23 protein-coding genes and 1 riboswitch are annotated in these 25,759 nt (G+C 43.1%); of the genes, 10 read left to right on the plus strand and 13 right to left on the minus strand.

What is annotated here, in order from left to right; translation table 11 throughout:
- Positions 1–80: 80 nt before the first annotated feature.
- Both RRU94_RS00200 and RRU94_RS00205 read right to left on the minus strand, forming a co-directional pair.
- The gene (locus RRU94_RS00200; RefSeq protein ID WP_315691276.1) at positions 81–1,994 is read right to left on the minus strand and encodes a PTS mannitol transporter subunit IICBA; all 1,914 of its coding nucleotides are present in this window, start codon (positions 1,992–1,994) and stop codon (positions 81–83) included.
- 227 nt (positions 1,995–2,221) lie between these two features.
- The gene (locus RRU94_RS00205; protein WP_315691277.1) at positions 2,222–3,538 is read right to left on the minus strand and encodes a multi antimicrobial extrusion protein MatE; all 1,317 of its coding nucleotides are present in this window, start codon (positions 3,536–3,538) and stop codon (positions 2,222–2,224) included.
- 473 nt (positions 3,539–4,011) lie between these two features.
- Between RRU94_RS00205 and cdaS the strand changes: the two genes are divergently transcribed.
- On the plus strand, positions 4,012–4,635 hold the full coding sequence (gene cdaS, locus RRU94_RS00210; protein WP_315691278.1) for a sporulation-specific diadenylate cyclase CdaS: 624 nt from the start codon (positions 4,012–4,014) through the stop codon (positions 4,633–4,635).
- A 14-nt stretch (positions 4,636–4,649) separates the two neighbouring features.
- On the opposite strand, the gene RRU94_RS00215 is transcribed toward cdaS, so the two are convergent.
- The 3 genes from RRU94_RS00215 to RRU94_RS00225 all read right to left on the minus strand — a co-directional run bounded on the left by RRU94_RS00215 (position 4,650) and on the right by RRU94_RS00225 (position 6,623).
- On the minus strand, positions 4,650–5,648 hold the full coding sequence (locus RRU94_RS00215; protein ID WP_315691279.1) for a ketoacyl-ACP synthase III: 999 nt from the start codon (positions 5,646–5,648) through the stop codon (positions 4,650–4,652).
- 104 nt (positions 5,649–5,752) lie between these two features.
- Positions 5,753–6,391 (minus strand): NAD(P)H-binding protein, encoded by a 639-nt coding sequence (locus RRU94_RS00220; protein WP_315691280.1) that lies wholly within the window; start codon positions 6,389–6,391, stop codon positions 5,753–5,755.
- Positions 6,392–6,446: 55 nt separating this feature from the next.
- A complete protein-coding gene (locus RRU94_RS00225; RefSeq protein ID WP_315691281.1) occupies positions 6,447–6,623 on the minus strand; it encodes a hypothetical protein in 177 nt (58 codons plus the stop codon).
- A riboswitch (cyclic di-GMP riboswitch) is annotated at positions 6,624–6,710 on the minus strand. It lies immediately after the preceding gene.
- A 344-nt stretch (positions 6,711–7,054) separates the two neighbouring features.
- Between RRU94_RS00225 and RRU94_RS00230 the strand changes: the two genes are divergently transcribed.
- The 6 genes from RRU94_RS00230 (at position 7,055) to RRU94_RS00255 (ending at position 12,633) form a co-directional block, all read left to right on the plus strand.
- A complete protein-coding gene (locus RRU94_RS00230; RefSeq protein WP_315691282.1) occupies positions 7,055–8,038 on the plus strand; it encodes an alpha/beta hydrolase in 984 nt (327 codons plus the stop codon).
- 32 nt (positions 8,039–8,070) lie between these two features.
- On the plus strand, positions 8,071–8,742 hold the full coding sequence (locus RRU94_RS00235) for a response regulator transcription factor (RefSeq protein ID WP_315691283.1): 672 nt from the start codon (positions 8,071–8,073) through the stop codon (positions 8,740–8,742).
- The gene (locus RRU94_RS00240) at positions 8,739–9,746 is read left to right on the plus strand and encodes a sensor histidine kinase (protein ID WP_315691908.1); all 1,008 of its coding nucleotides are present in this window, start codon (positions 8,739–8,741) and stop codon (positions 9,744–9,746) included. Before RRU94_RS00235 ends, RRU94_RS00240 begins: the two co-directional genes overlap by 4 nt.
- A gap of 305 nt (positions 9,747–10,051) precedes the next feature.
- The gene (locus RRU94_RS00245; RefSeq protein WP_315691909.1) at positions 10,052–10,996 is read left to right on the plus strand and encodes a permease; all 945 of its coding nucleotides are present in this window, start codon (positions 10,052–10,054) and stop codon (positions 10,994–10,996) included.
- A gap of 14 nt (positions 10,997–11,010) precedes the next feature.
- Positions 11,011–11,874, plus strand: a complete 864-nt coding sequence (locus tag RRU94_RS00250; RefSeq protein ID WP_315691284.1) for a TIGR03943 family putative permease subunit — start codon at positions 11,011–11,013, stop codon at positions 11,872–11,874.
- 177 nt (positions 11,875–12,051) lie between these two features.
- A complete protein-coding gene (locus RRU94_RS00255; RefSeq protein WP_315691285.1) occupies positions 12,052–12,633 on the plus strand; it encodes an RsfA family transcriptional regulator in 582 nt (193 codons plus the stop codon).
- Positions 12,634–12,725: 92 nt separating this feature from the next.
- On the opposite strand, the gene RRU94_RS00260 is transcribed toward RRU94_RS00255, so the two are convergent.
- The 4 genes from RRU94_RS00260 to RRU94_RS00275 form a co-directional block, all read right to left on the minus strand.
- Positions 12,726–12,977, minus strand: coding sequence for a hypothetical protein (locus tag RRU94_RS00260; protein WP_315691286.1), 252 nt, complete (start codon positions 12,975–12,977; stop codon positions 12,726–12,728).
- A 216-nt stretch (positions 12,978–13,193) separates the two neighbouring features.
- A complete protein-coding gene (locus tag RRU94_RS00265) occupies positions 13,194–13,976 on the minus strand; it encodes a LysM peptidoglycan-binding domain-containing protein (RefSeq protein ID WP_315691910.1) in 783 nt (260 codons plus the stop codon).
- 377 nt (positions 13,977–14,353) lie between these two features.
- Positions 14,354–15,742, minus strand: a complete 1,389-nt coding sequence (locus RRU94_RS00270) for an allantoinase (protein WP_315691287.1) — start codon at positions 15,740–15,742, stop codon at positions 14,354–14,356.
- 249 nt (positions 15,743–15,991) lie between these two features.
- Positions 15,992–17,383, minus strand: coding sequence for a MocR-like pyridoxine biosynthesis transcription factor PdxR (locus RRU94_RS00275; protein ID WP_315691288.1), 1,392 nt, complete (start codon positions 17,381–17,383; stop codon positions 15,992–15,994).
- Between the two features lie 184 nt (positions 17,384–17,567).
- On the opposite strand from RRU94_RS00275, the gene RRU94_RS00280 reads away from it, so the two are divergent.
- Positions 17,568–18,431: a DMT family transporter gene (locus RRU94_RS00280; protein ID WP_315691289.1), complete on the plus strand. Its 864-nt coding sequence runs from the start codon at positions 17,568–17,570 to the stop codon at positions 18,429–18,431.
- 521 nt (positions 18,432–18,952) lie between these two features.
- On the opposite strand, the gene RRU94_RS00285 is transcribed toward RRU94_RS00280, so the two are convergent.
- Positions 18,953–19,264 (minus strand): IDEAL domain-containing protein, encoded by a 312-nt coding sequence (locus RRU94_RS00285; protein WP_315691290.1) that lies wholly within the window; start codon positions 19,262–19,264, stop codon positions 18,953–18,955.
- Positions 19,265–19,712: 448 nt separating this feature from the next.
- On the opposite strand from RRU94_RS00285, the gene RRU94_RS00290 reads away from it, so the two are divergent.
- Positions 19,713–20,792: an RNA-guided endonuclease InsQ/TnpB family protein gene (locus tag RRU94_RS00290; RefSeq protein WP_315691291.1), complete on the plus strand. Its 1,080-nt coding sequence runs from the start codon at positions 19,713–19,715 to the stop codon at positions 20,790–20,792.
- Positions 20,793–21,138: 346 nt separating this feature from the next.
- Positions 21,139–21,357: a hypothetical protein gene (locus tag RRU94_RS00295; RefSeq protein WP_315691292.1), complete on the plus strand. Its 219-nt coding sequence runs from the start codon at positions 21,139–21,141 to the stop codon at positions 21,355–21,357.
- Positions 21,358–22,294: 937 nt separating this feature from the next.
- On the opposite strand, the gene RRU94_RS00300 is transcribed toward RRU94_RS00295, so the two are convergent.
- The 3 genes from RRU94_RS00300 to RRU94_RS00310 are packed head-to-tail and all read right to left on the minus strand — an operon-like array spanning position 22,295 to position 25,696.
- On the minus strand, positions 22,295–23,161 hold the full coding sequence (locus tag RRU94_RS00300; protein ID WP_315691293.1) for a fumarylacetoacetate hydrolase family protein: 867 nt from the start codon (positions 23,159–23,161) through the stop codon (positions 22,295–22,297).
- Positions 23,158–24,351, minus strand: coding sequence for an amidase (locus RRU94_RS00305; protein WP_315691294.1), 1,194 nt, complete (start codon positions 24,349–24,351; stop codon positions 23,158–23,160). The genes RRU94_RS00300 and RRU94_RS00305 overlap by 4 nt, the downstream gene beginning before the upstream one ends.
- Positions 24,344–25,696 carry a uracil/xanthine transporter gene (locus RRU94_RS00310; protein ID WP_315691295.1) on the minus strand — a complete coding sequence of 451 codons (1,353 nt, stop codon included), beginning with the start codon at positions 25,694–25,696 and terminating at the stop codon, positions 24,344–24,346. Before RRU94_RS00310 ends, RRU94_RS00305 begins: the two co-directional genes overlap by 8 nt.
- Positions 25,697–25,759 lie beyond the last annotated feature (63 nt).

Below are 25,759 nucleotides of genomic sequence, written 5' to 3' on the forward strand. Positions count from 1 at the left end.
TGCCACCTCCTTTTGTCTTATTTCTTTAGAAAACAGGAAGTAGAAAAGCGCACGAAGCACTTTTCTACTGAATAAAAAGCTTATTCATTTGAACCATTGAGGATAGCGATTATTTCTTTCGCTGTTTGAGCGTTCACCAGTTTTTCGATATTCTCCATTTCTGAGCATGTTACGGCGATACCGGACAGAATTTCTAAATGCGTGCCGTCTTTGCCCGCAATACCAAAGATCAAGCGGACCAGGTTGCCGTCAAAATCAACGCCTTGAGGAACTTGAATAACTGTGAATCCAGATTTTAATACTTCTTTTTTCGCTTCTTCTGTTCCATGCGGGATTGCTACATCATTTCCCATATAAGTGGATGTGATTTGGTCACGTTCAATCATGGCTTCAATGTAGTTTTCTTTTACATACCCTGCCTTAAACAAAACATTACCCGCAAAACGAATCGCTTCATCTTTGGTAGCAAAAGATTGATTTAAGAACACATTTTCTTCTAACAATAAACCGTCTGCTGTTCGTCCATCCTCGTTTTGTGGAACGTTGTCTTCCGCATCTTCCACAATTTCTTCTACAGGGTCCTGTCCGCCGTTGTGGAGACGGTCAATTAATTTTTCATACTCTGGGCTGGAGAGGAAGTTGTCAACAGATACATGGTATGCATTCGGAAGTTTGTTTTGCGCCCGCGGCGTTAACTCTTCCTGTGTAATGACAATTTGTGCATCCGCTGGCAGGGTGCTGATCGATGTGTTTGTTACTGAAACATTCAAGCCTGCTTCTTTTACTTTTTTACGAAGAAGCGAAGCACCCATTGCACTTGAACCCATTCCTGCATCACAAGCAAAAACAATTTTGTTTACATCTTGCGGGAATTCTCCAGGGTTTGAAGCAAATACATCGGCAACAGAGCTTTTCTTCCCTTTCATTTCCTGCATTTTTTGAGCCGCATCTTCAATGTTTTCTTCTGTCTGCTTGCCTGTTTTCAACACAAACGAAGCGACCACAAAGGACACTACTGCTGCGACAAGCACAGCGGCAAAGTTTGCAGTAAACGCACTTGCATTATGCGGCGTTACAGCGGCAATCGCAAGGATACTGCCCGGTGAAGCCGGCGCAAACAAACCGCCGCCTAAAAGAACTAGTGTGAACACACCGCTCATGCCTCCAAGAATAACGGCTAAAAACAGCAGTGGACGCATTAAGATGTACGGGAAGTAAATTTCATGAATACCTCCGAGGAAATGAATAATTGCTGCTCCCGGAGCTGATTTTTTTGCAGTGCCTTTTCCAAAAATACAGTATGCAAGCAGAACGCCAAGTCCTGGTCCTGGATTGGATTCAAGCAAGAACAAAGCCGACTGGCCTGCTTGTTTTACTTGTTCAACCCCAATCGGTGATAATACACCGTGGTTGATAGCATTGTTTAAGAACAACACTTTTGCTGGTTCAATCAGGATACTTGTTAAAGGAAGCAATCCTGTTGCAATCAGCCAATCTACACCGCCTACCAGCCAGCTTGTTAAAGCTTTTACCGCTGGACCAACCGCCAGGAAAGCTAAAATCGCGAGCAGCCCGCCTAAAATTCCGGCAGAGAAGTTGTTTACAAGCATTTCAAAGCCAGATTTTACTTTTCCTTCAATCCATTGGTCAAATTTCTTAATCACATATCCGCCAAGCGGACCCATTGCCATCGCACCTAGAAACATCGGAATATCCGTACCGGCAATAACCCCCATGGTAGCAATAGCGCCGACAACCGCCCCGCGCTGGTCATGAACAAGCTTCCCTCCTGTATACCCGATTAAAAGCGGGAGGAGATACGTAACCATCGGGCTGACCATTTTGGCAAGGCTTTCATTTGGAAAAAACCCGCTAGGAATAAAAAGTGCCGTAATCAAGCCCCAGGCAATAAAAGCGGAAATGTTCGGCATAACCATTGAACTTAAAAAGTTACCAAACTTCTGAACAGCGACTTTTATATTAGATTGAGCCATTTATTTTTCTTCCTTTCAAATGTTAATAACATACTTTCATCATAAAGTACGTTTTTTCTTCATTCAATAAAGAAGAAAACTACCTTTGTCGTCACATAATCGACAAAATTAGCGTTTTGTCCACTGTTTACCGTTTTGTTATGTGCGAATCACCTCACAAAGCGTTCACATTGAAAAGAGTCAGAATATTCCGTCCGTCATGGACCTTTAGCCTTTGCTTATCAAGGTTAAACCACCGTTTCTGAATGTCCGCTCTTTCTTTTTCGCAAATGAAAAACCACTCTCATTACAACAAGCAGTCCGACCATTTCACCGAGTGAAGCAGCAATCGCACCGGCACTGCCGTTTAAATAAGGCACAAATTGAACGAGTAAAAAGCTGCTGACGGTCACAGCGGCTAAATTGTACACCTGCGGGGCGACCATACTTTTTGTGTTTTTATGCAGCATAAGAATGCCCCCAAAAAAGTCCACCCAGGGAAAAAGGAATGTTTTTAAAATAAAAAACTGCAGCACTGTTAAAGAAGACTCTGCCAGGGCCAGATTTGTGCCCATCACATTCATCATAAACCAGATGCCTGCCGGACTGTAGCACAGGAAAGCCAGAAGCAAAGAAGGCACAATGCTGAACACAATAACACATTGGATAACAGCCCGTCTGTTTTCTTTGAAAAACTGCAAAACGATTTGATGGGTATACATGAAAAAACTAAGCACTAAATTTGTAATACTGAGGGCCATGGCAAAAGAAGCCATGCCTGTCTGGGCATCTTTAATATTACCAAGAAAAGCATAAATAACCGGAATGATTACCGTTTGAAAAGATAAGTAAAAAACAAGCGGCGTGTAAAATGCGTAAATGTCTCGTTTTTCTACAGCCGGCTCCCTTCTTTTCATTTCTTTTTTGACAATTCGATGGCCCCGCCAAACGCTAATGATGCACTCAATCGCCATACCGGTTAAAAAAATAATGGCTCCTACAATGCTGTGGTTCACATGGCCGGACCAAACAAAGTAATAAGCCACTAAAAACATGCCAAAAAGCCGGACCACGACGCCAATTGTCACCCATTTTGTTTCAAAATGATTAATGATAATTCCTTGATACAAACAGCGGAGGCCGGAAAAAAAAATCACAAAGGTAATGACCCTGAATGTAGAAGTGACAGACGCCAGCATCGTTTCATCCGTATTAAACAAATGCACAAACGCAAAATGACCCAGCGGTGTGTAGCCAATCAAGGCGCACACAACAAAAATCAGAAGCGAAACTTGAATAAAAACACTGCTTAAAAGCCGGAAAGAAGCTTCATTCTTCACAAGAGCAGAACAGGTCTGGCGAAATACCAGGACGGGCCGTTCTATAATTCCAAATAAAGAAAGTGCGATGGCATAGCTGGCAATGACCACTTCGGCGTGATCTGCCCTGCTTAGTGTCCCATTAATGATTAAGTGGGTAATAGCCGTTAAGCTGGCCGAAAAACCGAGCGGAATAAAAAAAATAAGCATATTTGTAAAGGAATACGGACTGACGGCTTTTTCCATGGATAAAACCTCCTTTTTCGTTACTGTCTCAGCTTGCGTTTTACACTCCTTCACCCCAATGTTAACGTTAACATTTTTAAGCAGCAGTTCTTGGCTCAACCTGCTATGTCAGCATACTTTTCGGCATATCATATTAATAACACTTTTAACGTACCACTCCTTCTTGTTTACGCTTACATTTTCCAAAAAAATAAGTAAGAATAGACTTACCTTTCCTCCAAATACCGGTCTTTCCCACTATTTGAATGGGTACGATTATATCATTCCTGGCATCATTAAACAATTTGAATGCTTACAGCTGTTTAAAGCGAAATCAGTTCTTTTCGCTAAAAACCCGCTCATTCCATTCAAGAAAAACGCAAATGGTTACATAAGTTTCACATAAACCCGCAGAATAAATAAAAAATCCGTTCTTTATACATACTCTTCACACCCGCTGGCACGTTCGACGACTTGAAATGAGGTGGATGACCATGAAAAAAAGCGATTGTGATTTTTCTCCATTAAAATTGAAATTAATCCAGCAGCTTGAAGAAATTGTTTTTCATATGAAGGAAGGTATCGAGACCTTAAAAGCGGACGATGGGTGCGCTTTAAGCAAACTTGAAGCCATTAAAGACCAATTTGAAACAGTAGAAAGAATGGCAGCTTCTTTTTACTTAAACTGTTACCTGTCTCCTTTTACAGATAAGTATTTGGATATCTCCACCTGCATTCAGCACCTGTCTAATCAGCGGCATGGAGCGCTGATCGTGATCGAGCGTAAAGACGCGGTGGACCCTTTTATTCACACCGGAACGCTCATGCAGGCAGCCCTGACTCATTCATTGCTTGAATCTATTTTCTATCCTGGCAATCCGCTTCATGATGGAGCGGTGGTGATTCGTGAGAACCAAATTTTCTCAGCGGCAAATACCCTGCCCCTATCCGCCCAAAACTGGTCCGGTAAAAAGTTAGGCACGCGGCACCGTGCAGCGATTGGACTAACCGAAAGATGTGACGCACTTGTACTTGTGGTGTCTGAGGAAACAGGGAAAGTATCGTTCGCCGTGGACGGAAAACTTCATCCAATTATGACAACCAGCTCTCCTTTATAAAAGGAAAAGCCTGCTTAATAAGCAGGCTCTTCTACGTTCCATTTCACAATAAGGCCTAGATGAGTAAGTCCTCCTCCAAATCCATACAGCAGCAATGTGTCTCCAGCTTTCACTTTTGCTTCTTCCACTCCCCCATTTAAAGCGAGAGGGATAGATGCAGCCGATGTATTCCCAAAGAGTTTCATGCTCGTTAATGTTTTTTCAAGTGGAAATCCTGATTTTTGGCAAATCGATTCTATCATGCGCATATTCGCACTATGCGGGATAAACCAGTCGATATCTTCAGCACGGACATTTGATTTTCGCAGCAGTTCTTCTATGCCTTCAGGAAGCGTGCGGGTAGCCCACTTGTACACTTCCCGGCCGTTTTGAACCATTTTGCCGCTTGTATTCAGCTCTTTTCCATGGATAGAATCTGCGAGCGCGGTCCGGTACAAATGGCCGCCGCCTTCTCCCATTGTACCCATGTGTACACCCCAAAAGCTTGGCTGATCCGGATCATATTCTACCAGTAAAGCACTGGCCCCGTCTCCAAACAGTATACAGGTTGTTCTGTCGGTGAAGTCTGTTACTTTGGACAATGTTTCCGTCGCTATAACCAATATTTTTTTATGCACGCCGGATGTAACCATTGTATTAGCTAAATGCAGGGCATAAGTAAAGCCGGCACAAACGGCATTAATATCAAAAGCACCCGTTGCTGGAATATGAAAGTGGTGCTGCACCTGGGCGGCAACACTCGGAAAAGCGTGATCCCCAGTTGAAGTCGCTACAATAATACCGTCAACGTCATGCAGCTCTTTTTTGTATCTTTCCACGAGGTTTTCAACAGCCCGAAAAGCAAGATGGGAAGCATATTCGTCTTTTCCAGCTATTCGTCTTTCTTTTATTCCGGTCCGCTGAAAAATCCATTCATCACTCGTATCTATCATTTTTTCAAGATCATCGTTGGTTAACTTTTCCTCGGGAACATACACGCCAAGGGCCGTTATACGTGCTTTAGATCCATTCATCTCTTTGCACCTCGTTTACTTTTATATACGCCTATTATAACACCTAATTATAGCACCTGGTATTAAATTAAAAGGAAATTCTAAAGTAAGCGAGGCAGCTTAAACTAATTAGAAATAAAAGGAGCTTGATGGATATACCGCTCCCCTTCCAGCTGGCTGACAAGAAAGCGGGCTATATCCTTGTTACCAATAGTCAATCCCGGCATATCCGCAGCGTTTACCTTCACGGCAGCTGCTTTCTCTCGCTCTTTCACAAACGGAAGCCGGACAAGTGTCCAGTCGAGCTCTTTCGTTTGAAAAAGCAGATCTGCCTCTTTTTTCTTATCTTGCAGCATCTCCGTATAGACTGTCTGAAACAGTTTAGCGCCTGCTTTATTGAGCAGGCTTTTTTTATCATTTCTTAACGTCAGCGAACCGCCTGTTACGCCTATGTACCGATTAATTTGAAGCTCACTCATGATCTCAAGAATCTGTTTTGTTACATTGCTGTACAACGGCACTGCCTTCGGCGGCTGGCCAAATGTATTGATGACCGCCTGACAGTCTTTTAACAGCGTTTTGATTATATCCCTGCTTTCCACGTTTCCTTCCAATATATTGATACTGCTGTTTTGCTCATTTATTTTCTGGGGATTTCTCACAAGCATACGGACGCTATAGCCATGTTTCACAGCCTCACCTGCTATATGCCGCCCTACTATTCCAGTTCCGCCGATCAGCGCTATTGTACCTCTTTGACTCATATCCATGCCTCCATCTCTAATCTTAGAGCCCGTTTTTTCTAGAAAACAAGGTTTCTTATCTCTTCGGATAAGAAAGCAGTGCAATGGCTTCTTTTAACAGCGTAATATCGCTTACTATTTGTTCTTTTATTCGTTTATCCTCACAGCGTTTATAATCGCTCGTTAAGCGAGTCATTTCTTGAATAAACATGAACCAATCGCTGTTTGTACTCATGGCGATGGTACCGTCCATTTCTGCAGCCCGGCTATCATGATTCTATTGAATTTTAGATCCGCAGCTTTGCGTCCTAACCTTTCGATTAGTTTGCCTTTAATTATTTATAAATATATTTTATCCAAATCCCCCCAAAAAAACAGCAAAATCTTTGATCTTTTAAGATGGTTTCTCCTTGTATCTTTATGCTATTTTAAGCTAGTATCGCTGTTGTTTTTCTTTCAAAAAATCAAGCACCTGTTTGTCCAATCCATGCTCACGCTGCATCTTCATAAAACTAAAATTAGAGAAGGGTTGTTTCCTCAGGTAGTAGATCGAATGGTAAAAATGATTGCAAAGGCATTACCAAAAAGCAGCATTTTTCAGAAGGAGAGAAAAATTCACGAAAAATTTATGAGAAATTTATTTTTGTTCATTATCCTTTCACTATACCGTGAAAGGAGTTTTGTATGAAAACATTCATGAATACAGTCAAGAAAATAGCAGCTGGATGTCTCGCTCTTGTCCTTGTTGTAACGGCCTTCGTTTATTTGTATCATCATGATCAGCTGAGTAAGGAAGCGGCACTGCTCGAACATAAAGGCAAATATGTTGAATTCGGCGGCCAAAAATTGAATATATACAGTGAAGGCAGCGGCCCGGAGACGTTTGTGTTTATGCCAGGTTCCGGCATTGCGGCTCCTATTTATGAAATGAAAGGGTTATACAGCAAATTTGCAAAAGAAAGCACCATTGCCGTCGTTGAGCGTGGTGGATATGGATATAGTGACGTATTAAACGATCACCGTGATATAGATACGATCGTTGCCCAAACAAGAGAAGCGCTGCTTCAAAGCGGTCATCAGCCTCCCTATATTCTTGTTCCCCACTCTCTTTCCGGACTGGAAGCTATTTATTGGGCACAGATATATCCGGAGGAAATCAAAGCGATCATTGCGCTGGATATTGGATTGCCCCATGAATATGCGAATCATCAATGGAGTACGGCTGACTCACTGATGATAAAGAGCATGAGCCTATTAACGAAAATTGGATTTCAACGCCTGACTCCTTCAAAGGTTTACGATCCTGAAGTGATCCATCAATCCTTTTTAACGGAGAGTGAAAAAAATCAGTTTAAAGCGCTGTCCTTTAAACAAATGTTTAACGACAATATGGCAAAGGAGCTGCTTCAAAGTACGGAAAATGCACAAAAATCAGCGGCTCTCCCCCCTCCGAAACAAACACCTGTCTTGCTTTTATCCGCTTATACAGAGGAAAATAAGCATTCAAAGTACACAAAAGCACAAAACAAAAGTTATCAAGCATTTGCCCGGCAGCTAGAGCACGCAGAAGTAAGAAAAGTAAAAGGAAAACACTCTATCTATTTGTACGCATCTGACGAAATCTACGAGCTGACTGTTGATTTTTTAACCGACATAAAAACTGATTAATCATTTCCACTACAAAAGGAAAAGGTGACGGAATGAAAGGATTTACGATTTTAATTGTAGAAGATGACACCATGATTGGCGGCCTGCTGCAGAAAATTCTGCAGCGGGAAGGCTATGATGTCCGCTGGAAAAAAGACGGAACAGGTATATGGAACGATCTGCGGCATATTGACCTGGTGATTATGGACATTATGCTCCCTGGCGAGGACGGATATCAGTTGACACAAAAAATCAAAAACGCCGGGCTGAACATTCCTGTCCTCTTTCTCTCTGCCCGGCAGGATATAGACAGCAAGCTGCAAGGACTAACATTAGGAGAAGATTATCTAGTCAAACCCTTCGATCCGAGAGAACTGCTCCTGAGAATGCAAAAAATGCTCAATCTTACATACGGAACCTTTATGCAGATTAACCATTTGTATATTGATGCCGAGCGAAAAAAAGTATTTAACGGAGGCTTTCATCAGGAAGTCATGTTTACAGCGACCGAGCGAAAAATCTTTTTTTATTTATACGGGCATAGAGACCGTATTTTAACAAAAGATCACTTTTTTGATTATTTATGGCCGTTGGAAGAGCGAAATCAAAATATTATAAATGTACACATAAAAAAAGTCAGAGCAAAAATTGATGACAATGAAGGCAGCATTATTCAAAACATTTATGGAGAAGGGTACCGATTAAATACATGTACAAAGAAATGACGTTAAAACGAAAATACCAGCTTCTTTTGTTTTCAGTCGTTATTAGTGTTCCTTTATCGTTATTTGCCATTAATTTTATCATGGTCATCATTTACCGTCTTATAGATCCAGCAGAGCGTGTTCCTTTTCATGAATCGTTTGCTTATCCGACGATGATGGCCGCTTTTTGTTTATCTTTCTTTTTACTGTCTTTTTTGTTTTCCAAGTCCATCCACTCGCTGCTTCGTAAAGTAAACAAATTAAATGAAACGGTGCGGAATTTAGCCAGCAGTGAACAGCTCCCGAGCAAGCTGGAAATAAGCAAGAAAGACGAAATAGGAGAACTTATCCAGTCTGTGAATCTGTTAATAGACCGAACGGCTTATAGAGAGCTGGAACTCCGGCAGCAGGAAGAAATGAAGAAAGAACTTCTGCAAAAGCTGCAGCATGACATTAATACACCCTTAACGGCCCTTCGGCTGCAGTTGTTTTATTTAGAAAGCCAGTATCCAGATCAAGACCCCCTGTTTGAATCGCTTTATAAGCAAATCCACTATATTTCCGAATTGACGACTGGATTGAATGTACAGTCCGGAGAAACGCTGGAGAATTCCTACCTGCTAACTCATGACATAGTGGTAGGCGACTTGTTAAATAGTATGGTCACCAAATGGAGTTACTTGTACAACGTGCAGGGGATTGAACTCGTTTATCATGCCAATCACCATTCATTAATTTGGACAAGTAATGAGTTATGGCTGCAGCGGCTGTTTGATAATGTATTTCAAAACACCTTAAAACACTCAAAAGCCGCAAAGCTCGAAGTGAAGATTGAGAATCAAGTTGTTTCCCTTTGTGATAATGGCGCCGGCTTTGATGACAGCCAGGCTCAGAACGGCCTTGGATTGAAAATTATTCACGATGTGGCCCGGCTGCTTCATCTCGATTACGATCTTCAATCCAATCAGAACGGAACCTCTTTTTATTTTAAAAGCCAGAAGCCGTTACCGATCAAGGAAAAATAAAAGAAACGAATCGTTTAGTTCTTTTGTTCTTCTATACAGAGATCATGAAGCTGCTCTGCTCCATTTCGAGTATGTAAAAGAGATACCGCCTTATGCCGCTGTATCTCTTTTTACCGTTCTTGAGATTCTACTAATACCGTTACTTCTCTTCCTCAAAGGCAACGATATCGTACTAATTCTTTTCTCCATACATACATATACGATGGACAGGGCGTCTTTATTTTCAACTGAAAAAGGAGAAACTTATGATTCCATCCATTCGTCTTCATCCATTCACAATCACACTGTCTGTCACCCTTCTTTGTATGGCGTTATTTGTATTCTTTGAACCTTTTTTTAAAAAGGAAGATCTCTTTTCGTCCCTTCCTTCTTCACTTTTGCAGCTGAATACGATTTTTTTAAGTATCCTGATAGAAGCGATTCCGTTTGTTTTAATTGGTGTGTTCATTGCAGGTTTTATACAAATATTTATTCGTGAAGAACACATCAAAAAGTGGATGCCGAAAAACCGGTTTACAGCCGTTTTGGCCAGCTGCCTTATCGGCGCCTGCTTTCCAGCTTGTGAATGCGGCATCGTACCGATCGTCCGGAGGCTGGTTGCCAAAGGAGTGCCCATTCACGCTGGAGTGGGGTTTCTCCTGACGGGACCACTCATTAATCCGATCGTTCTTTTTTCAACTTATATGGCTTTCGGGCAGGATATGAAGATGGCCGGCCTGCGAATGGGCGTGGGCTTTGTCGCAGCAGTTCTCATTTCTTTGCTGGTCGGCCTTTTTTTCAAGCACAATCAGCTGAAGGAGCAGCCCGTAGAACAAGAGGCTTCAGCCATACCGTCTAAAATCACCTTTGGTGCGCGCTTATGGGGCATGCTGACTCATTCAATTGATGAGTTTTTCGACATGGGGAAATACCTTGTGATTGGAGCTTTTCTTGCCGCATTTGTTCAAACGTATGTCTCAGCGCAGTCTCTCCTGCAGGCGGGAGGCGAAAAAATTCCCGCCGCTCTTGTGATAATGGGGCTTGCTTATGTTCTCTCCCTTTGCTCAGAAGCAGATGCATTCATTGGCGCTTCTTTTCGCCATTTGTTTCCCCCCTCTTCTATTTTGGCTTTTTTAATTTATGGCCCCATGATCGATTTAAAAAATACCTTCATGCTTCTCAGTGTATTTCGGATCACCTTTGTTCTTAGTTTACTCGTTTTGATCACGGTCATTGTTTTTCTCTGTACAAACTTTTTACCTTTTCTGTAAAGGAGGCGGCTTTTATGATATTTCACCCCCATCAAGCGTTTAAGGCTCTCGCTTTAACGGCTTTCTCTCTTTTTTTCCTGAATCTTCACACGAGCGGAACCATCTTAAAATATGTAAATCCTGACTATGCGTGGCTTAGTTTATGTGCCGCTTATCTTTTTTTCTTTCTTGTTTTTATTCAATTTTTTCGCCTGTGGAGCCCTAAAAACAAGCACATCCCGTCCTGCAAGCATGACTGCCATCACCATTCCAGGCGGAAATATATCTCTTATTCTGTTTTAACTTTTCCCTTGGTGACAGGCTTTCTACTGCCGCCTCAAACATTGAATGCAACGATCGCGGCCCAAAAAGGAGCCGGTTTGCTTTTGCAAACAGAGAATAAAAGCCTTCCGTCGGAACACGAAGAAATAGCCGTGGACCGAAAAGAAGTACAGCAGGCAGAATTCGACCAAAGGATCAGCGCTCTTGAACGCAGCCGTGTAATTCACCTGACCGACGGGGTGTTTGAGCCTTATTACGAGCGAATAAATGCCGATCCCCACAAGTACAATGGCCGTACGCTCAAAATGACGGGCTTTGTTTTCAAAGAAAAGAGTCTTCAAACCAACCAGCTTATTTTGTCGCGCTTTTTGATTACACACTGCGTAGCGGATGCCAGCCTGATCGGTTTTCTAGCAGAATTCGATAGAGCTGCACACTTGAAACAGGATATGTGGGTTGAAATAGAAGGAACCTTATCTGTCACCTCTTATAAAGGAATTTCCATCCCCGTCGTCAACATCACTTCATGGAAAGAGATTGCCGAGCCCAAAGAGCCCTATGTATATCCGCTTTACATTAAACTTGCCTTCACGCATCATAATGCCTCTTTCTCTTAGAAAAATAGCCGCCATCCAGCGGCATTTCTTTTGCTTCTTCCTATGTATATTTTATGTACGAAGAATAATTTGCCCTTTTTATGAATAAACTAACACCAAAGTGGAAAGACTCTTCATATCTATCGCCAGTCAGTTAGATTTTACTATAACTATGAAAACGAAATGGAGTGACTTACATTGAATATTCGTCAGGATGCCTGGTCAAAAGACAATGATCTTTTCCTAGCCAATACGGTGTTAAAGCATGTGCGGGAAGGAAGTACACAACTGAAAGCGTTTGAAGAAGTAGGAGAAGTATTAAACCGCACAGGAGCAGCATGTGGATTTCGCTGGAACGCTGTTGTCCGCCAGCATTATATTCAAGCGATGGAAACAGCCAAAAAAGAAAGAAAGCAGCGGCTGCGCGCTCAAAGCAAACAGCGGGCAGATATGAAATCAGAAAACGCAGCTCTTCCTTCCGGCAGTTCAGATAGCTATATGACGATGACTGATGTCATTCAATATTTGTCATCGATGACACCTGAAGAAAATACCGCCTCCCTTCAGGAAGAAAACAAGCGGCTCCAGCTTGAACTTGAAAGCGTCACAAAAGAGCTCGATCAGCTGAAAGAAGTGTATAACTCTATGCAGGAAGATTATGAATCTCTTATGCAGATTATGGAGCGCGCTCGCAAGCTTGTCGTATTTTCCGAAGAGTCTCCTCCTTCTGTTAAGTTTAAGATGGAGCGAAATGGTAATCTTGAAAAGGTAGCGGAATAAAGAAACAGATCACTATTTTCCTTGAAACGAAAACAAGCACATGATCCGTCATTCGAATCGTGTGCTTGTTTGGCGCTTCCGCTTTCATTCCCTCAGCGGCTGGCTTCTTCCGCCGAAAGAGCAGTTGTGTCGATCAGTGTTTGGACCGTGACACGCATATGAGGAGGTATATGTTTCTTCTCCAAGCCTGCTCTTTTTCTCTTGAAAGAGTTCGGCAGATCAATATGAAACTCAGGTCCGTTTTGTTCATCTTCCGATGCCAGCCGAATAAACCCTTCACTCATCACGTAATCTAAATAGGAACGCTCTAACCGGTAGAGCTGTTTTTTATACGTATACCCCACGACCATTCTTCCTTCTTTCTCTCTTACACTCAAGATCTCATTATACCAAAAGATCCCTTTGCCGCGTAGGCTTTTTACCAAAAATAAAGTAAACTTCTTGGCTGAGAAATCCTATCTATACAATACTCTTTCCTTTCCTTTATTTTGTATCGTATAAAAATAAAAAACACTTTAACGAGTCAATGACCCATAGAATGTGCTTTCCGCTCGATACGTTTAAAAGATTACTTTTATTTTCACGAGATCTTGAATACTCCCATCTTTAGCGCTTCTCGTGAAAACACGAAGTTCCCCAGTACTTGCTGTAGGGAGTTTGTCGAAAGGCAATGTACTTTTGAAATTTCCGTATTCAGGGGCTCCTGCATCGGCTGTTGTAAAGCGCTCTTTAGAAACGATCACTCCATTTGCATCTCTTAGCTCATGGTGAAGAACGGCTTCAAATGCTCTTGCTTGTCCTTGGACTCGCTGTCCGCTAACTACTTTTGCTCCGGGAAGGGGCAACCATACAGCAATATTTCGAGATGTGGGCAGAGGAAGAATCAAATAAAACTTTGACCAAATAAGGTCTTCTTGATAACCTGGACGTCCCTGATTTGCTTTAGTGATGCTTGAAAGTGAAATTCCAAATCTGCGTGAAATGCTGGAAAGCGTATCTCCTGATTTTATTTCATAGATAAACACCGGAACTTGCAGCTGTTGATCCGGTATGATTGGTTTATTCAATTGGTTTATGCCCGAAACTAGATCTGTAAATGTGCTGAATTTTGATGCGATTCCACTGACTGTATCGCTGTGTTTTACAATATAAGATACTCTCCCTGATTCTAAGATGCTAGGCACCACCAACACATTCCCAGGATAAATAAGCCCAGGGTCTGTCACGGGTGAAGTTAAATGGTTTGCTTCCTCAATGGCTTTAACAGAGCTTCTGAATCTGCTGGCTATTGAAAAAAGCGTGTCTCCTTTTCGTACTGTATAAATAAAGTTCTTTTTCGTCACTATCAATTCTGTCACCTCCATTCTCTTAGAATTCTCTTTATCTTATGCATCTGCAACCAAACTGGCTTGGATGTTCTTATTAGAACAAAATGGAAAAGCGGTTATTAACACCTATAACTACTTTATAATTTCGAACCCTTTCCTTTTTCTTTTTAAAAGGTTTTGCTTTATTGGTTAAAACGACAAAAAGAACATTGCTATGATATGTATTAAATTTTCTACATATGATAACAAGATTCTTTTTAATGGTTTTAAACATTAGCGACATTCATCCTCTACGGGAGGCAAAGCCTAAAGACGAATGACGGGATGAATAACAGCTTTGCGAATTTGTTTTCCACACCTTAAATTAGCCTTCTATTAAGAAAGCAGCCAGCTCAGTTAACTGAGCTGGCTGCTTTTTCTTCGGCTTGTACCGGCTTAATCCACTGGCCGCCTGGCTGCGCGGGCAAGATCGCACCCTGGTCATATACAATATGCCCACGGTTAATCGTTTTCTTCACCGTGCACGGGAAAGTGTGTCCGATATACAAGCTGATTTTGTTTTTGGCAAGGAAGTTTTCTTCAGTAACGGTAAACGACTCATCCGTAGCCAATAACACAAAATCGGCGTCATATCCTTCTGCAATTTCCCCTTTGGAAGCAAGACCAAACCGTTTTGCCGGATTCGATGCTGTCCACTGTGCTACATGTTCAAGTGAAATCTTATACTGCAGGGCAAGCTCCATCATGGAAAGCAAAGAAAACTGGCCGCCGCTGATACCGCCCCATGCTTGGAACAAGTTGTACGTGGCTGGATCTTTTAAATCACTTGTACATGGTGAATGATCAGAAGAAATCATATCAAACTTTCCAGCAATCAAAAGCTCAATCAGCTTTTTCTGCTCTTCTGGCAGGCGAAGCGGCGGTGCACATTTCGCAATGGCCCCTTTTTCCTGAAGAGCATGATGATTAAACATTAAATAGTGAGGACACGTTTCAACGGTTACATTCATGCCTTTACGTTTTGCTTCTTCAATTTTCTCAATGGCTTCTGCGGAGCTGATATGAACGAAATGAAGCGGGCATCCCGTTACTTCTGCATAATAAAGAGCACGCTGTACCGCTTCTGCTTCAGCCGCTATTGGCCGTGTTTCCAAGTAATCATCTGCTGATACCTTTCCGGCCCGTTCTTTTTCTTCTTTGAGCCAGTCGGTAATCGGTCCGCTTTCAGAATGAAGAGCCAGCACCTTGCCGAGCCCCGCGATGATTTTCATTCCTTTTAAGAGTGTTACGTCATCTACGTTTTCAAATTCCTTATTTCCTGTTGTAGACAAGAAGGCTTTGAATCCAATCACACCTTCTTCTGCAAGTTCGGCTAAATACGGTTCATTGCCTGGCACTAGTCCACCCCATAAAGCAAAGTCGGTCCAGGACGTCTGGCTGCCTTTTTCCGCTTTTTCGAAGAGTGCGGCTTTGTCAATTGTAGAAGGAATCCCGTTAAGCGGCATATCAAAATAGGTTGTGCAGCCTCCTGCAGCCATCATTTGAGAACCTGTATGGAATCCTTCCCAATATTCACGGCCCGGGTCACTAAAATGGACATGGACATCAATCATGCCAGGCAGCACATATTGGCCTTCTGCGTCGATAATGTGCTCCGCTTCGCCGGAAAGCGTATCGCCAATCGCCGCAATCTTCCCCTCTTTAATCGCAATGTTTGTTTTTTTCACCTCATTCGAGAAAACCACGTTTCCGTTTTGAATGATCGTATCAAATTGTTTCATTGCTCACTCCCCTATCTCTGGCTCTCCAGCTTTATTTCATTTCAATGCTCGTCTTTTACAGCGGACGACCTTCCGTCACTTCTTTCACTCATGTCACGTTTTATGACACAATGATATTTAGTTTGATTTTACAATATTCAAACCCTTAATTCATTAGTAAATATGTGCTTTTTTTTCTGTGATTTGTACACATTCTCCAATAAAGCTATCTATTCGTACCAATGAGTATGAGCATCACGGAAAGCTCCCTTATATGTTCCAGGCAGCTTTCAGTTTTTTTATCCCTTCTCGTATGTTGTCTTTAGAAACCCCTGCGAATCCAATTAATACTGTAGTTGTCGGAGGTTGTTTTGTATAAAAAACGGATGCAGGATAAATTTTCACGCCGTGCTCTTCTGCTTTCTCAATGAGCTCTTTTTCACTGAATGGTGAGTACACGTCGAGCAAAACATGCAATCCTGAGTTTTCTCCTCGAATCTTTACGTGTCTTCCTAATTCGCTTTGTAGGGTCTCTAATAAAATGGCTCTTTTTTTTTGGTACAGCTTTCTCATTCTGTTGATGTGTTTTTGCCATCCGCCATTTTTTATAAATTCAGCCAGCGTCAGTTGACTATGGCAGGACACCGTTTGCTTATACAAAGAAGTGATTTCACTGCCTTTTTCTAAAAGAAGTGCAGGAAGAATCATATAACTAATACGCAATGACGGAAGAAGAGATTTAGAGAAAGTGCCCATGTAAATGACACGGTTATGCTGATCAAGCCCTTGCAAGGATGGGATCGGCCGTCCGCTGTATCTAAATTCCCCGTCATAATCGTCTTCAATAATAAATGTTTGATTTTGGGCTGCCCATTTAAGCAGTTCAATTCTTCTATTAATCGTCATAATCGTTCCGAGCGGAAACTGATGAGAAGGCGTTACATATAAAAGGCTTGGCCGCTCTTTTTGGATTTCCTCTATACAGATTCCTTCATGATCAACTGGTATAGGAAGAATCTTCATTTGATTGGCTTCAAAAATCTTTCTCGATCTCGCAGAACCAGGATCCTCATACCCTATGGTAATATTCGGGCCGAAGACTTGGCACAAGAGATGCATCAAAACAGGACTGCCGGCCCCTATGATGACTTGCTCAGGCAGACAATGGACACCGCGCGATTGATACAGGTGCTCTCCAATGAGCGCTCTTAGCTCAAGCTCTCCTAAAACATCTCCTGGACGATAGAGCACGTGCCCATATTGGTCTAAACTATTGACCATGCTTTTTCGCCAGGCGGAAAGCGGGAAGTGAGCGGAATCCACATTCCCATAATGAAAATCAATCATTTGTTCATTTTCTTGCGCTTTTAGCTTAATAGATGACGTGCTTGGCATTTTAATATGAACAAAATCAGAACCATCATAATCAGCAAACCAGCCACTTCTTGGTTTGCTCACAATGTAGCCTTCGGCAGCAAGCTGTTCATAAGCCCGCTCTACAGTCGTTTGACTAATAGAAAGCTGTGCTGCGAGCAGCCTTTTTGAAGGGAGTTTCATTCCTTTTTGAATACGTCCCTCGTGCATATTTTCTTTTAAAAGCTGATAGAGCTGCTGATAAAGCGGAATATCTAGATTTCGATTTAAGAAAAACGTGATATCCATTTGAGGTATTTCTCCTAACTGGCATGGTTTTATTTAAGGAAACTGGCTATTTATGAAAGGTCAATTCCAGTTTATAGTCATTGTAATCCATGAAGAAAGGTTTGATAAGACAACCCAAATAAAAAATGATTTAGTCCTTTAAAGGAATTCAATCAAGTAGAAACATGATTTGGAGTGAATGGCAATGAACAAAGCAACAAATGGCTGGGTAAGTGGTTTTTTGGGCGTACTGATCTTCAGTGGCTCGCTGCCTGCGACGCGCTTAGCTGTAGCGGATTTTGATCCGTTGTTCCTCACCGTCTGCCGCGCCGCAATAGCAGGTGTGCTGGCAGGCGTTCTCCTTCTCATCTTCCGGCAGCAGCGACCTGCCAGCATCGATATAGGTCCACTATTGGTGGTGGCTGGTGGCGTGGTAGTTGGTTTTCCGTTTCTGACTGCGTTGGCCCTTCAATATGTCACGTCCGCGCATGCCATTATCTTTGTTGGGCTTCTTCCGCTCTCAACAGCGATCTTCGGGGTCATTCGGGGTGGTGAACGGCCTCGCCCCGCCTTCTGGATCTTTTCCGCAGCAGGCAGCTTTCTGGTCGCAGGATTTGCTCTAATCCAAAATAGGGAATCATCACCGATCGGCGACGCACTTATGCTTGCTTCTATTATCGTATGTGGTCTCGGGTATGCAGAAGGAGCCAGGCTCTCGCGCAGGCTGGGGAATTGGCAGGTGATCTCCTGGGCGCTCGTTCTGTCGCTTCCCCTTATGTTGCCGTTATCATTTTACCTACCACCCGACTCATGGGCGGGCATTGGTCAACCTGCTCTCTTCAGCCTTGCTTACGTATCTTTATTCAGCATGCTTATCGGCTTCGTTTTCTGGTATCGAGGCCTCGCGCAGGGAGGCATAGCAGCAGTTGGACAGCTGCAGCTTCTCCAACCTTTTTTTGGACTGCTGCTTGCCTCTGTCATTCTGCATGAGAAAGTTGGCTGGGCACTTATAGTAGTGAATATTGCCGTTGTGCTTTGCGTAGCAGCCGCTCGGCGATTCGCAAAGTAACAGACAGCCCTATTAAAACGAGCCGGAACAGAATGATGATTCTGCTCCGGCTCGTTTATCATTTTGGAGTAACCTTAAAGAGATGCAGCTTTACAAAAATATTTGAACCTTCCACGACCAAAGTCACGATTGTGCGGGCGTTGTTCATCAAATGGACCCTCATCCTATCGAAAATATGAACAGAGGCGTTGTAGGATTTAAAATCAACGTAGATAAAAAAGAGAATCTGTTGTAGCAGTCAGCTTTTGAGCGTAAAATTCATTGTCTACTAAATAGCTTTTCTCCAAGTTTCTTTTACTTACTAAGACACCGGAAACGGAACTTCCGATTAAGGTACCCAAAATGGCAAATGTCAATAACGTCATTGACAGAATACTTATACTCAGTTTGATAGGTTTCATAATAGATATAGTATATATAATCAGCTTGTTTCACTGCAATTGTATCTTCATATGAGCCGACCGCTTTGGTTCAAACTTTTCAGCGCAGCAGGCTTTTCATTCTTCCAGCGTTCTTTCTACTTAATTATTGCTCTTCGATATGCCATTTTTTAAGCCTTCCGTCAATTCTTCAAACCATTCCTTGTCTTTCGTCATAAGGGCTAGATCAATGAGCGTGGTTTTATCCTGGATATCATCCAGCAGTGTGCCCATCGGTTCTAGACGATGCTCCTCAAATAGTAACCTCGTTGGCATTCCCCACCGCATAATACCGTTTTTGATTCTGCCGACGATTACTAGTTCAATTTGACTATGGTAATAACCAATGCGACTGACATATCCAACGACCGTAACATGCCCCATTTTGACTTTTTTCCACTCTCCAATCTCCAAGGCTGTCTCCCCCTTTTTGAATAAGCAAAACACACAATATATGAGGGATAAAAAGGTGGTCATTTTATGGAATTACCCATAAAACCTGCAAATTTTACTATTGTTCCGGCAAACATAAGGTTACCGCTTCCACCTCCACTCCTCTTGTTTATATTCTATTACCGGAGCTTCCTGCCCGATCCCCTGCACTAGAAGATTTCTCCGGAACGAGAAATACTGTGAAGCTGCCTCGCCTTCAGTATCGAATGATCTAATCCCTAACTCTTACAGACTTTCCAAGCGGGAAAGCCCACTTCTTCAGAGGTGGGATGGGAGCGAGGTCGAACCGGGCATGTCTTTTGACATGTCAAAGGTTCGATTTTTTTGTTTTTTCAATTTTAGCATTTGTAAACAGAACACAAGTTTGGTATTATTGTTCTGTAAAAGAAATTGGAAAGGAGGGTCAAAAGTGGAAACTCTTTCATTAAGGTTAGAACTGATGAAACCAACGGAAACAAAGAAACAGATGTATCAAAAAATGACCGAATTAAACACTTCTTTTTCAAACTGGCTGCTACGTTATGAAGAACTATCTAAAGCAACGTCTAAAGTCTACAAGCTTTTTTCTCAAGAAAAACTACCTTCGGCAGTGGTGAATCAAACCATCCGTGAAGTGAAATCCAAGAAAAAGAATCAAAAAGCAAAAACGTTTCGCCGTTTTTGGTGCAGTTTTAACAATCAAAACCTCGCTATCGAAAAGGAAAACGGTTTATATAAGCTATCTTTCCCTACGTTAGAAAAGAGAATTGGTGTGCCGGTTATCACAGAAGTGTATCAGCAGCACTGGCTGGATAAAATTCTTTCCGGGCAGGCAAAACAAGGAGCCGCTGAACTGTATGAGAAAAAAGGCAAATGGTATATCTCGCTTTCTATTTCATTTGAACCAGAACGGGCTGCTTCTTCTTCAAAAGTGATGGGCATTGATGTAGGGCTGAACTATTTAGCTGTTGCCTCGGTTGGTACGAAAACGCTCTTCTTTCGAGGAAACGAGGCTGCTTTCATTCGTAGAACATTTTCTTCAAGAAGAAAAAAGTTAGGAAAGCTAAAGCTTCTCCCTGTTATTAAAAAATCCAAAAACAAAGAATCACAGTGGATGAAAAATCTAAATCATAAAATGAGCCGGCAAATCGTTCATTTCGCTGCAGAGAACGGTGTTCACTGCATTCGAATGGAAGATTTGACGGGTATTCGCCGTAAAGCCAAATCAAAAAAAGAAGCTGGCAGAAATCTACACTCCTGGTCTCACTATCAGCTTCAAACGTTTATTGAATACAAAGCAAAAATGGCTGGTATTCAAGTCGAGTACGTGAATCCACATCACACTTCCCAAACGTGTAAATGCGGTCATGTTGATAAAAAGAATCGAAAAAGACACACGTTTTCGTGTATCAAATGTCAATATACACTTCACGCTGATGCGAATGCGGCCATTAATATTTCGAAAGCCATCAGCGGCCTCTCAAAAAAGAAAAACAAGCAAGCAGCTTAACCAAGTCCTGTGGTAACAGCAGGACCGCCTGTAAGGTACATGTATGCCGAAGGCATACATAACGAAGCAGGATGGGCTGATGACACCGCCCTTAACTGAAGGCGAGTTCTAAACAGAAATGGACAGTGAACGGTTTCGCACTTCAGAATCCCACCCGTTTCACCGCAAGGTGAAGGGCTTGCGGCTTCAGCCGTGGGAGTGTCAACAAGGTGAGGTTCCATCCCTTTTCAACAAACTGTCGAGAAGAACAATAAAGTACACGCTATATTAAAGTTAAAATATAAAAACAGCGGAAACTTTTTGACTTTCCTTCGTCACTTTTCTTTGATCGGAAAAGAGAAATGGAATGTTAATCGATAGTACAAAAATGATGTTAGAAACGCTGTGTTACTATAAAGAGGTTGAGATTACTCATACATTCAGCAAGGATGAACAGCCTTTATTAAAAACTAGTTGTGTGAAAAACACTGACACACTAAAAGTAGCCTTTATCCAAAACGAAACGATTGAATATTATGAAAACGTTGAAGAAGCTTTATGTATCATCGGTAAACTAATAGATTAATAGCTTTTTTATCATCTTTGGCGAAAACACCCCACTTCAACCGTCAGGTAAGTGGGCGGTAGTTCAAAAAGTCTCTAGAAATTTTAGAGTTTTTTTTTGGCATTATTTCGGTTAATGGCTGATGAACCTCTGTTGAACTCTTCAACCAGTACCTCTACTCCTGACGATTCGCTATAGAAATTGAAACCACTGAGTGACTGTCCTTTTCTGGATCCTCTTGTTCAGCGCCTCTTTGATATTTCTCTTGACTAATTTCCCAGTAAATTTATACAAAATTTTAAAAAATGGTTAATCTCCTTATAATGATTACTGGAACGAAAAAACACAATTCGGTTGGCAGGTCGAATGAGTCAGTTCTTTGATGTGAGTAACCTTCCCCGACACGCAAAAGACTTTTTTACGTTTTTACGAATAAACACCCCTAAATTGGCAACCATTCTAATAAAGAAAATTTTAGGAGTGGTTATCATTTTTACTCAAACAACTTTTTTTCTTATATTTTTTGTCGTATCTTTTGTTGTAATAGCCTGGCTTCTTTACCAAGGCTTCAGCCCGAACAGCAAACTTAATAAACCTGAACCAAAAGATCAAACTAATCAACAGAATGGATCGGGAAAGCAATAATGCTCCCTGCTGTCTCGATCAACTGTTAGGAGGGAGTTCTTCTCCCAGGTTATTTAAACAGTCCTGACCTTGCCCGTCTTTCTTTTCCTGCAGTATGCCGTCGCTCCGTAAGAAACAAATCCCCATCCTTATAGTAAGCATCCCATCCTTCTTTCCATTCGCCTGTCAGCTTGCTATTGACTGGCCAGTGTTCCTCTTGTGTATGCAAGTCGACCGGACGGATTCAACTGTCACTACAATAAATAGAACCAAATGAAAGAAGCTGTTTCAGAAATGGCCTTTCCGCCGGTTTCTGAAACAGCTTCTTATCTTCTTATTTTCGTTTTTTGACTGGATTCGTTAAACGGGGGAACCCGGTGATCCGGCACTCGATGGCATCCCCTTCACGGATGATAGCCGATCCCGGTGTTCCGGTTAAAATCATATCTCCTGGCTGAAGCGTCATGATTTTTGAGAAAAACGACACAATAAAAGCCGGTGAGTACATCATATTGGCAATCACATTTTCGTGGCAGACAGAACCGTTTAATACGGTTTCAACTTTAATTGAAGCCAGATCCGCCACTTCATCCGATGTGATCAAATACGGGCCAAAGCTGCAAAATGTATTAAAGCTTTTTGCCCGCTGAAGAAAACGGGGATTTTGATTTTGGATGTCTTTTGCAGTCATATCCAGACTGGCGGTAAAGCCCGCAATTACATCCCAAAAATCAGCTTCTTCTACATTTTCGCATGTTTTGCCTATCACGATGGCCAGTTCCGCTTCCCCCGATACATTGGGCGACTGCGGCGGAATTTGAATCGCTTCACCTGGACCGATTAAACTGGAATTTGGCTTCATAAAAATAACCGGCTCTTCTTCCGGAGGCTTGCCCGATAACTCTAATGCTTTTTCCATGTAATTCATGCCGACCCCGAATACTTTTTCCGGATGGCGGAATAACGGAGCAAATGACACAGCGTCCAGTGCAAAGCCACTTAGCGTTTGAAGCCGGGTACGGCCTTCTTGCTGGTACCAGCTCCTTACCTCATCCAGCTCCCCTTTTTGCAAAAGAAGAAGCAGGTCTTCACTCCACTGTTTTCCCGCAACTTCGTTCACATGGCTCATCAAATAAACCGTTTCCTGCTCAATCAATACCGCTTTTTCGTAGCCTTCGTTGTAAATCGCAGCAAGTTTCATCCTTTTACTTCCTCCCCGCTGCACGCTTGGACAAAAGCAGAAGCCCATTGGATCAGCCGCCTGTCTTGATGTCTTCCAGCAATCACGGATAATCCAACTGGCAGGCCGCCGGCTTCTGTCAGGGGCAGCGTTATTTGAGGCAGGCCAGCAAGACCCGCGATACAGGTTAGTTGCATTGTCTTAGCACGGTACTGTTCCGCAGCTTCCCCATGTAAATTCAAAAGCGGGGCAGGACCTGGCGCCGTTGGAATGATTAAAAGCGCGTCATCTTTTAACAGTTCGTCCATACGCTGCTGAATGTCCTTCCGCTTATGGAGCTGGCCTTGGCACTCCGCTTTCTTTAGAGTGCCAGCCATTTGAAACCGCTCCGCAATACCCGGCCCGAATACTGGCTGCTCTTTCGTAATCCATGAACCGTGTTCTTCCCAAATTTCCAGCGCTTGAATCGTCCGGAACACTTCTGTCCAGGCCGCTAACCCTTCTTCTGCAACCCGGACGTGCTCCACGTGTGTCGTTTGTTTTTCGGCTGCCGGCAGCAGACGTCGCAGTGCCGCTTTCGTTTCAGTATCCGGCAGTGCCCACGCCTCTTCTTCTATTAAAATACGTTGGAATGGATTCTTTTTATCAGAAGCAGGAAGCAGGACATCGCCTGCTTGAGCAAGCAGATTTAGATCCTGTGCCATCCAGCCGACTGTATCAAAGCTTTTGGCCAGCGGAATCACGCCGCTTATATCGACAGCGCCATGTGTCGGCCGAATGCCATACAAGCCGCAGTACGAAGACGGAATGCGGACCGAGCCTCCTGTATCAGTTCCAATGGCAAAATCAACAAGTCCGGCCGCCGCGGCAGCAGCAGAGCCGCTTGAAGAGCCGCCTGGAATGCGGTCCGGCGCTTTCGGGTTCACCGGCGTTCCGTAATGCGCATTTTCACCGTTCAAGCTGTACATCAGCTCATCCGTCTGAAGAGTGCCTGTAAGGGCCGCCCCTGCATCAAGCAGTTTTCGAATCGAATCTGCTGTTTCCTCCGCCGGCTCGTGCGTCCGGAGCCAGTCTGGATTGCCTGCACTGCTCGTATATCCTTTGATGGAAAACACATCTTTGACCGCAAAGGTACGGCCATCGAGTGCTCCTTCTCCAGTCGGTACAAGCTTGATTTCTTGATCGACAAACGCATTCCATTGATCATTCATTTTGATACGCCTCCCCTTTAATAAGTTTGAAACGCCTGCTTTGTTTCCGCTTGCGTTCCTTAAAGCGGCTGTTCTCCAGCACAAGCGACAGTAAAATTCCGATCAGCAGGCCATTGCTGACGAGCGGCCGTATAAAAGCCGGAAATGAAAGAAAATATTCCGTAGGGAAAAATAGAAAAATAATACCGATAAACAGGGGCGCGGCGACCCGGTACAGGTTGGCCGGTGTCATCTCGATTTGAGCAAAGTAACCGAGCGCGGTTTGCAGCAAGCGCATATACGCAACAAGCAGCGCGGCACTGCCGACGCTTAAAGGCATTTGCGCCATTAAATGGCCCACCGCCGGAATGATCCCCATGATGATAAAGAAGATACCCCCAAGAATAAACGGCAGCCTCTCCAAAATGCGCGTTTGATGCAAAAAACCAATGGACGACACATATGGAGCGTATGGCACCATGCCGAAGACACCGGAGACCATGGTAAACACACCTGAAATCGTAAAAGAACGGCGGTACTGCCGGTTCCCTGTTTCATCCTGATACATCGAGTCGGTTCCTTTTAAGGCACCAAATGTATTCGATAGATTCAGCATACCAGCTACGACAGCTGTCATGATAATACCAGCATCAAAAGACAGATCCCCAAGAAGAAACAAGCCAAAAGCAGGGGCGCTGCTCATACCGGCGGCTTCTCCTGAAGCTGAAAATAGTGCTTCATATGCAATCCAGCCGACGATAATGCTGATCAGAAGCGAATAGCGGCTGATGCTGGGATGTCCTTTTACACTGAGCAAAATCGTAAACAAGACGATGGCGCATGACAGTAAAAAAACAGGAACATCAATCTGCGGCGCAGCTTCGCCGGTGCTAAAGGGGAGCCCGAGCATCCCTTTCAAAAAAATAGTATTCAGCCGGACGGCCAGCAAAAACGTAAAGACGGCCATAACACCGGCATTGAACCATTTGGCGATATGAGCGGATAAACCGGATAAGCCGACCAGCACCGTGATCAGTCCAGATAAAACAATGCCGGCTGAAATACTGCCTCCCAGCACTGAGAGAGGAATCCCTTGTGCGGGTGCTATGTAGCACATACTTAAAATAACGCCCCACCAAAGACCTGACTGCCCTTCCATAATCGAGCGGCGATGGCCAAACAGGGCTTGGACAATACAAGCGAGTCCTGTGAAAATAAAAGAAAGCTGAAGGAGCGCTACTATTTTCCCCTGCTCCAGCTCAAATGCACTTCCAATCGTAATCGGGATGACGACTGTATTTGTAAAAAGAAAAAACAGCCATTGCATCCCTGCAGTCCAATGTTTTACCTTCATCCATTCCCGCATATCTTCACCTTCTTTTCCAAGCAAAAGAGTAAGAAGCCGGCTTCCACCATAAACAAACTATGG

It is taken from the genome of Domibacillus sp. DTU_2020_1001157_1_SI_ALB_TIR_016 (assembly GCF_032341995.1).
Lineage (GTDB): Bacteria > Bacillota > Bacilli > Bacillales > Domibacillaceae > Domibacillus > Domibacillus indicus_A.

Excerpts from the sequence above, each read along its gene's own strand:
- RRU94_RS00300 (WP_315691293.1), bottom strand. The coding sequence starts at position 23,161 with ATGAAACTTGCTGCGATTTACAACGAAGGCTACGAAAAAGCGGTATTG.
- RRU94_RS00250 (WP_315691284.1), top strand. The coding sequence starts at position 11,011 with ATGATATTTCACCCCCATCAAGCGTTTAAGGCTCTCGCTTTAACGGCT.
- RRU94_RS00245 (WP_315691909.1), top strand. The coding sequence starts at position 10,052 with ATGGCGTTATTTGTATTCTTTGAACCTTTTTTTAAAAAGGAAGATCTC.
- RRU94_RS00205 (WP_315691277.1), bottom strand. The coding sequence starts at position 3,538 with ATGGAAAAAGCCGTCAGTCCGTATTCCTTTACAAATATGCTTATTTTT.
- RRU94_RS00230 (WP_315691282.1), top strand. The coding sequence starts at position 7,055 with ATGAAAACATTCATGAATACAGTCAAGAAAATAGCAGCTGGATGTCTC.
- RRU94_RS00200 (WP_315691276.1), bottom strand. The coding sequence starts at position 1,994 with ATGGCTCAATCTAATATAAAAGTCGCTGTTCAGAAGTTTGGTAACTTT.
- RRU94_RS00295 (WP_315691292.1), top strand. The coding sequence starts at position 21,139 with ATGTTAATCGATAGTACAAAAATGATGTTAGAAACGCTGTGTTACTAT.
- RRU94_RS00225 (WP_315691281.1), bottom strand. The coding sequence starts at position 6,623 with ATGGACGGTACCATCGCCATGAGTACAAACAGCGATTGGTTCATGTTT.
- RRU94_RS00275 (WP_315691288.1), bottom strand. The coding sequence starts at position 17,383 with ATGGATATCACGTTTTTCTTAAATCGAAATCTAGATATTCCGCTTTAT.
- RRU94_RS00215 (WP_315691279.1), bottom strand. The coding sequence starts at position 5,648 with ATGAATGGATCTAAAGCACGTATAACGGCCCTTGGCGTGTATGTTCCC.
- RRU94_RS00240 (WP_315691908.1), top strand. The coding sequence starts at position 8,739 with ATGACGTTAAAACGAAAATACCAGCTTCTTTTGTTTTCAGTCGTTATT.
- cdaS (WP_315691278.1), top strand. The coding sequence starts at position 4,012 with ATGAAAAAAAGCGATTGTGATTTTTCTCCATTAAAATTGAAATTAATC.
- RRU94_RS00220 (WP_315691280.1), bottom strand. The coding sequence starts at position 6,391 with ATGAGTCAAAGAGGTACAATAGCGCTGATCGGCGGAACTGGAATAGTA.
- RRU94_RS00280 (WP_315691289.1), top strand. The coding sequence starts at position 17,568 with ATGAACAAAGCAACAAATGGCTGGGTAAGTGGTTTTTTGGGCGTACTG.
- RRU94_RS00305 (WP_315691294.1), bottom strand. The coding sequence starts at position 24,351 with ATGAATGATCAATGGAATGCGTTTGTCGATCAAGAAATCAAGCTTGTA.
- RRU94_RS00235 (WP_315691283.1), top strand. The coding sequence starts at position 8,071 with ATGAAAGGATTTACGATTTTAATTGTAGAAGATGACACCATGATTGGC.
- RRU94_RS00310 (WP_315691295.1), bottom strand. The coding sequence starts at position 25,696 with ATGCGGGAATGGATGAAGGTAAAACATTGGACTGCAGGGATGCAATGG.
- RRU94_RS00270 (WP_315691287.1), bottom strand. The coding sequence starts at position 15,742 with ATGAAACAATTTGATACGATCATTCAAAACGGAAACGTGGTTTTCTCG.